This window comes from Microbulbifer okhotskensis, from assembly GCF_023895975.1.
Lineage (GTDB): Bacteria > Pseudomonadota > Gammaproteobacteria > Pseudomonadales > Cellvibrionaceae > Microbulbifer > Microbulbifer okhotskensis.
Map to the genome: position 1 here is coordinate 1 of NZ_JALBWM010000151.1, position 7114 is coordinate 7114.

Annotated in this window: 6 protein-coding genes; 5 read left to right on the forward strand and 1 reads right to left on the reverse strand. The window is 46.1% G+C overall.

Features of this window, described 5'->3' with window-relative positions:
* Positions 1-200 precede the first annotated feature (200 nt).
* The 5 genes from MO867_RS24145 (at position 201) to MO867_RS19750 (ending at position 6092) form a co-directional block, all read left to right on the forward strand.
* Entirely contained in the window at positions 201-635 is a 435-nt protein-coding gene (locus tag MO867_RS24145) for an MAPEG family protein (protein ID WP_373565913.1), read from the forward strand.
* Between the two features lie 353 nt (positions 636-988).
* Positions 989-2806, forward strand: a complete 1818-nt coding sequence (locus tag MO867_RS19735; RefSeq protein WP_252472303.1) for an ABCB family ABC transporter ATP-binding protein/permease — start codon at positions 989-991, stop codon at positions 2804-2806.
* Between the two features lie 66 nt (positions 2807-2872).
* Positions 2873-4594 carry a dipeptidyl-peptidase 3 family protein gene (locus MO867_RS19740; RefSeq protein ID WP_252472305.1) on the forward strand — a complete coding sequence of 574 codons (1722 nt, stop codon included), beginning with the start codon at positions 2873-2875 and terminating at the stop codon, positions 4592-4594.
* A 587-nt stretch (positions 4595-5181) separates the two neighbouring features.
* Positions 5182-5736: a hypothetical protein gene (locus MO867_RS19745; RefSeq protein WP_252472307.1), complete on the forward strand. Its 555-nt coding sequence runs from the start codon at positions 5182-5184 to the stop codon at positions 5734-5736.
* A gap of 14 nt (positions 5737-5750) precedes the next feature.
* Positions 5751-6092: a YnfA family protein gene (locus MO867_RS19750; protein ID WP_252472310.1), complete on the forward strand. Its 342-nt coding sequence runs from the start codon at positions 5751-5753 to the stop codon at positions 6090-6092.
* A gap of 138 nt (positions 6093-6230) precedes the next feature.
* Here the strand turns inward: MO867_RS19750 and MO867_RS19755 are convergent, their stop codons facing one another.
* Positions 6231-7070, reverse strand: a complete 840-nt coding sequence (locus MO867_RS19755) for an alpha/beta hydrolase (RefSeq protein ID WP_252472312.1) — start codon at positions 7068-7070, stop codon at positions 6231-6233.
* Between the last annotated feature and the right edge of the window lie 44 nt (positions 7071-7114).

Sequence of the window (7114 nt, forward strand, 5' to 3'; positions counted from 1 at the left end):
AGTATCTGGCCGTGGTTCCTACCTATTTCGCCCCTAAAACTGTCCGAAGTATTGTAATATGGTGAAAGCATCAAAATGAGGCCAGTAATTTAGTGTGGATAATAAAAATATATCCCTTTGCCGTGTTATTGCTTAGCGTACTGCTAAATTTTGCGTTTGGGATTGATCCGGTTCAGGTAGCAATATCATCAAAAGAAATAATGGGATTGATATCGTTTGCAGCAATACTTCTGGTCGTTAACCACTCTTGGATAATGACGGCCACGGAGATTACCCGTAATCGCTTCAAAATTTTTGCTTCACCTGAGGAGCGGCTGTCAAGCGGAAGAGAGAGATCAGAGAGATCAGAGAGCTCTGAAGAAGGTGTTTTTGAGGTTGAGAGGTGCTTAAATACACACAGAAATACAACTGAGAATATTGTTTACTATATATTTCTTGTGATGGTTTTTTCACTTTCTTCCCCAAGCCAGTTTACCGCATGGTTATGGATTCTTATGTTTCCGATAGCACGCTTGGGATATACCTACAGCTATTTTTCGGGGAATGATAATGTGCGAGGGGTTTTTATGTCTTTAACACTAATGTCGATATATGGTATGACAAATTATTTAGTTTTTAGTTTTCTTCTAAGATAGAGCGCCGAAGCCGTAATCTATCAATGTGCCAGACATCTTAAATGTCAGGCATATTATGGCTGCACCGGAGCGGAGACCTACGGCCTCAAGCTGGGCTTGTTGCTTCTGGTGAGTTGTCAGTTCCCGGCAGCGATCAACCTTTGAGTAGGGGCGCGAAATTGTCACAGAGCCTTCGATATCTAATGACTCTGATTTTACTGCAACGATTAAGATCTCGGTGGATGTGGTGTGGTGCTATAGGCGTGAGATCGACCGGAACTGGCGGTTAGTCTGTTGGTGTCTGCAGATGAAAGTCTATATAAGTCCTACCGCCAACTTATAATGGGCGCCTATTTTGTCTTCCGGACCCGATTATGCTTAGAGCCAAGTCCACTGTCCCGCTGGATGAGGTGCACTGGGGTGCACTGAAAACCCTCTTCCCTTATTTACTCGAATTCCGCCGTGCCGTGGTTCTGGCGGTTCTCTGCCTGATAGGCGCAAAGGTTGCGGGCGTCACTTTGCCGTTCCTGCTCAAGCATATTGTCGATGACCTGGATAGTGCCGGTGGCCTGGCTCAGGCCGTTGCTCTGCCGTTGGGGCTTTTGTTGGCTTATGGAGCCGTACGATTTTCCAGTACCTTGTTTGGCGAGCTCCGGGATACCATTTTTGGTCGTGTGACGGAGCGGGCCCAGCGCAGGATTGGGCTCGAAGTATTTCAACACCTGCACAAACTGGATCTTGATTTTCACCTTGATCGGCGCACTGGCGGCCTTTCCAGGGACATTGAGCGAGGCAATAGCGGCATTGGCTTCCTGATGCGCTTTATGGTGTTCAATATAGTGCCCACCTTGGTGGAGATTGGCATGGTGGCGGGCTTGCTCTGGTGGAATTACAGTGGGATGTTTGCCTTGCTGGTATTGGCTGCGGTCATTATCTATATCGGCTTCTCAGTGGTGGCGACGGAATGGCGTACACGGTTCGTCAGGGCGTTAAACCAGGCTGAATCCCAAGCCAGCAGTCGCGCAGTTGATAGCTTGCTCAACTATGAAACGGTCAAATATTTTGCCAATGAGCAGCATGAATCTGGTCATTATGATCGTGAGTTGGCGGTATGGGAGAAGGCTCGGCGCAAGAACAGGCTATCCCTGTTTGGGCTCAATAGTGGCCAGGCGCTTATTATCGCCAGCGCCATGTGTGGGGCCATGATCCTAGCGGCTATGGGCGTTGCAAAGGGACAGATGACCATTGGTGATTTTGTCCTGGTGAACGCCTTTATGATGCAGATTTTTATTCCCCTCAATTTCTTGGGTTTCGTCTACCGCGAAATGAAGGGCGCTCTTGCTAATATCGAGAAAATGTTCTCGCTGCTCTCAGTTAAGCCTGGGGTGGAGGATCTTTCTGGGGCGACATCTCTGAAAGTGACGGAGGGGCGCATTGAATTTCAGGATGTGCAGTTTGCCTACAAGGGTAACCGTCAAATCCTCAAGGGGGTGAACTTTGGGGTAGAGTCACGGCAAAAGGTGGCTATTGTGGGTGCCAGTGGCGCCGGTAAGTCGACACTCTTCAAACTGCTGTTTCGCTTTTATGATACCGATGCCGGTGTTATTTCAATCGATGGGCAGGATATACGCGGTGTTTCTCAGGAATCGCTGCGCCAGGTTATCGGTGTAGTACCGCAGGATGCTGTGCTGTTTAACCAATCTATTCGGGATAATGTTCGCTACGGACGCGTGAACGCAACCGATGAAGAGGTGGATGAGGCGATTCGCCATGCGCACTTGTCAGATTTTGTGCAACAGTTGCCTGAGGGCGCTGATACTTTGGTGGGGGAGCGGGGCTTGAAGCTCTCTGGTGGTGAAAAGCAGCGAGTCGCTATTGCACGGGCGCTGCTCAAAAAACCGCCGATTATGATTTTTGATGAAGCCACCTCCTCTCTGGATAGCCGTTCGGAACGGGGCATAGTGACCTCTTTACGGGAGATCGCACGGGAACAGACAACTCTGGTTATTGCCCATCGCCTTTCCACCATCGTGGATGCGGATCGAATTTTGGTGATGGAGCAAGGCCGAATTGTCGAGCAGGGCTCCCATAGTCAGTTGCTGGCAGATGGCGGTCACTATGCAGTCCTGTGGCGTATGCAGCAACAAGAGAGCGGAGCTGAGACGCTCACTGCGGCTGTCTCCGCCCCCTGATGGTTGATAATTCATTGCAGCCCGACTAATGTGGCGCCGATATAAAAAAATGATAGGCAGAGCGATATGACCATTCCTTTTCAGGCCTCCAAGATAGCGGCAGCCCTATTGGCATTGGCCCTTGTTGGCGGTTGTTCCAAGAAAGAACAGCATTCTGATGAAGTTGCCAAGGCCGAAGCTGAGGCAGAGATTGTTGAGTCCAAAACCGTGCCTGTCCCCAAGAAGGAGAAGGTTGAGGACGCAGACAAGCGATTTAATATATACGTGCCAGTTGAACTCACCGCGAACCTTAGCAGCCTTACTGACAATCAGCGCAAAATGATTGGTTTGTTAATTGACGCCAGTCAGATCATGGATCGCCTGTTCTGGATGCAGTCATATGGACCGGCAGAAGAGTTGCTACCGGATATCGAAGATAATCGTGCGCGTAAGTTTGCCGACATCAATTACGGCCCCTGGGATCGCCTCAATGATAACAAGCCGTTTATCGTTGGTTACGGATCCAAGCCGTTAGGGGCTAATTTTTATCCAGCGGATATGACTCGAGAGGAATTCGAGAGTTGGGATCAACCCAAAAAAGATGGTCTCTACTCTTTGGTGCGCCGCACTGATTCCGGTGACTTAAAGCTGATTTCCTATAGTGAAGCGTACAGTGCGGATCTGAATAAAGCCGCCAGTATTTTGCGTCAGGCGGCGCCATTGGCCGAAAGTAAAGAGTTTGCCCATTACCTGACTATGCGTGCCGATGCACTCCTGACTGATAACTTCCGCCCAAGTGATATGGCCTGGATGGATATGAAGGAGAATGACATCGATGTGGTTATTGGCCCAATCGAAAATTACGAAGATCAATTATTTGCCTACCGCACAGCCTACGAATCTTACGTGCTGCTAAAAGATAAAGAGTGGAGTCAAAAACTGGCCAAGTTTGCCGCTCTATTGCCTGAGCTGCAAAAAGGCTTACCGGTAGAAGAAAAGTACAAATCTGAAGAGCCGGGAACCGATTCAGACCTGAATGCCTACGATGTACTTTTCTATGCGGGCCATAGTAATGCGGGCTCCAAGACCATCGCAATTAACCTTCCCAATGATGAGGAGGTACAGCTGGCAAAAGGAACCCGTCGCCTGCAGCTGAAGAATGCGATGCAAGCCAAGTTCGATAAAATCCTGGTTCCGATCAGTGATGTTCTGATTGCTGAAGATCAGCGCAAGAATATTACTTTCCCGGCTTTCTTTGCCAATACGATGTTTCATGAAGTGGCTCATGGTTTGGGGATCAAGAAGACGATAGAAACTGGGGAAAATGTTCGCCAGACATTGAAGGAAACTTCTTCTGCACTGGAGGAAGGTAAAGCGGATATTCTTGGGTTATATATGGTTACCCGTCTGCACGAGAAAGGTGAGCTCGAAGATGGCCAGTTGATGGATAACTATGTCACCTTCCTCGCCGGTATTATTCGTAGTGTGCGGTTTGGTGCTGCCAGCGCCCACGGCAAAGCAAATATGATGCGTTTTAACTTTTTTAAGGAGGAGGGTGCCTTTACTCGTGATGCAAAGACAGGTTTGTATAGCGTAGACTTTGAAAAAATGCAGCAGGCTATGACAAACCTGTCGCGCCTGATTATCACCATCCAAGGGGACGGTGACTACCAACAAGCCAAGGAGCTGTTGGCAACTAAAGGCGTAATCGGACCAGAATTACAGGCCGACCTGGATCGTTTATCCGAGGCCAGCATCCCAGTAGATGTCACCTTTATTCAAGGTAAAGAAGTGCTGGGTTTGAAGTAATATATTCAGCTTTGTCTACAATAAAAAGCCCGGCAATCGTCCGGGCTTTTTATTGTTACTACACTGATTTTTCGTTGGGTTATTTGCCACTTGAAACGGTAAGATTGGGAAAAATAGTGGCGTCTACCGGATGGGGTTTTTATCCCTGGCAGACCTTGCGTCCATGCCTACAGCGATCAGAATTTATTCATACTTCCCCGTATTGTAATCCTGGTCTTAAACTCAGTAGTGGATAGAGACCTTGTTGGCTCGAGAGAGTGTGAAAGCGAGGATACTTGAGACATCCGCATTGCCGCCAGTAATTCGGTCAAGCTATCGCTAAATGAGGGAATTCCCATGCTGAACATAGCGTAAAAGCAAACCTATTTAGTCGTAAAGCGGCGACTGTTTCACTTTTTGGGAAATTGCTGGCGTAAATTACGCGAAAAAAGACGTAGAGTGCGCATTTGTTTAAAGATTAAAAGTTTCAAGCGCAATGATGGCCGAAAGTGATGCCATTGGGGTCTAAACTGTTCTGGGTTAACCAGTGCGCCAGTTGATGTTTGAGGCGATCAATTTATCAAATATTAAGGATAATATTTAGATCAATGAAAAGATTAGCCTTTTGTCTTTGTTTTTTCTTCGGTCAGAGTGTACAGGCTGACTGCTATCTGGAAGAGTACGAGAGATTCATTAATACCCAGAGTCTGGTCATGCTTGAAGCTTCGGTAAAACTTTTCGAAGAAGACAAAGAAAAATTTAAAATCATTAAACCATTTGTGAAGCTGGAAGTCCGAAATAACAAGCTCAAAGTGTATGTGGCAAAGAAATTGAATGAGACAGATTCTGCCATCCTGAATCTCGAAGGTCCGATCGCAAATTATGTTCCCAATGTTTCTGTGCAGATTATGCCGGATGGATCAATTAGGGATAAGGTGGATCTAGCTATGTCAGGTGATATTTTCTATCGTACAGAAAAATCCGTAATGGCTCCAATACAAAGTTTGTATCTTTTTCACGAAGGAATGGATGACAGGGAAAAAACAGATTTCCTCCAGGCAAGAAACTCTCTAAGTAAGCATATGGAGACAATAGAGCAGTTTTCCTATATGAAACGTGCATTCACGATGCGACTTGAAAATGTTTGTGAAGTTAATGGCTGAATTATTAAGTACTTATGTTGCTTTTCGAAATAAAAACCATCCTTCTATTTCTGGCGACGGCTCTGGCTGAAATATTAGGGTGCTATCTGCCTTATCTCTGGTTAAAGCAAGATAAGAGTATGTGGTTGTTAGTACCAGGTGGCCTCAGTTTGGCAGTTTTTGCCTGGTTGTTGACATTACATCCTGCCCCTGCGGGGCGGGTGTATGCTGCTTATGGCGGAATCTATATTTTCTCGGCAATCGTCTGGTTGTGGCTGGTAAATGGCGTCAAGCCTACGATCTGGGATGTTAGCGGTGCCGCAGTGGCAATGCTGGGCATGACAATTATTATGTTTTCGCCTAAGCAGATGGAGTAGAACGGCTTTATCGGCAGATTAGCTATTCATTTTCTAAACATATAAAAATCAACTTTCTCTGGTTAAATATGCAGTTTGGGCTGTTAAAGCTTATTTTCTCCGAGAGGGGAGTGATAGGGATAAAGCCTAGCTATCCCATTAGTTTATTCTGTTCAGCCATTTAATAATTGCCTTATGTTCAGTGTTTCCGATAGTGGCCATGCTGGGATGGTTCCTGTTATCAACTTCAATCACTTCGATATTTATTTGATCCAAACCCTTATAGTTTCTATATGGCGAAATTCTATCTGAAGGTGATGAGGCTAGCAGTATTGGGAGCTTGGAGAAGTTAAGTAGTGGGAGTATGTTGGTGTCATTGGGTTCGATGCCGGCTTTTTTTAGGGCTAAATTTGCCCCTTGACGAACATCTTTTTCAGGAATAATACGACTAAGTAGAGGGTGGTTGAGTTTTCCATAATTATAGAGGGCCTGATCGAATGGAAGCATGGGCGCTAGTAAAATAACTCCACTTATGTCATATCTTAAGGCGGAGACATATAGGGCAGTTAGTGCTCCCATGGAATTCCCAACAATATAAAGATTCTCTCCTTTAATAGCCCCGCTGCTGATTAGGTTGTCAATAAATCCGTTGATAATTTTGCTGTCACCTACTCCATATTTTTTATTACTGTCTGATTCACCGTGTCCAAGAAGGTCCGGCACTATGGTTTGAAATCCAAGAAAGCGAAAATATAGCGCTGAATACAGCATAAATTCTTTAGAAGAGCGAAATCCATGTAGCAAGATCACAGTGCCAGAGTACTTTTCTTTAAAAGAGTCTCTATTGAGGCTGAGATTGACAACACTATCTTTGGCGTGAGCATCAAATTTAACAGAGTACTGGAGGGTGTTTTCTGTTAAAGGTGGGGCGTAATAATAGCTCAGACAATCTTCTTTATTTTTTGTGCAATACCGACTTTTTTTGAAGCCTGCATTCAACTCTGAAGTGCATCACCCTTTAGGCTGCTGCAGCAGCCGTATAT

Bases quoted from the DNA above. Each gene is read 5' to 3' on its own strand.
- MO867_RS19745 (WP_252472307.1), top strand. From the start codon at position 5,182: ATGAAAAGATTAGCCTTTTGTCTTTGTTTTTTCTTCGGTCAGAGTGTA.
- MO867_RS19735 (WP_252472303.1), top strand. From the start codon at position 989: ATGCTTAGAGCCAAGTCCACTGTCCCGCTGGATGAGGTGCACTGGGGT.
- MO867_RS24145 (WP_373565913.1), top strand. From the start codon at position 201: ATGGGATTGATATCGTTTGCAGCAATACTTCTGGTCGTTAACCACTCT.
- MO867_RS19750 (WP_252472310.1), top strand. From the start codon at position 5,751: ATGTTGCTTTTCGAAATAAAAACCATCCTTCTATTTCTGGCGACGGCT.
- MO867_RS19740 (WP_252472305.1), top strand. From the start codon at position 2,873: ATGACCATTCCTTTTCAGGCCTCCAAGATAGCGGCAGCCCTATTGGCA.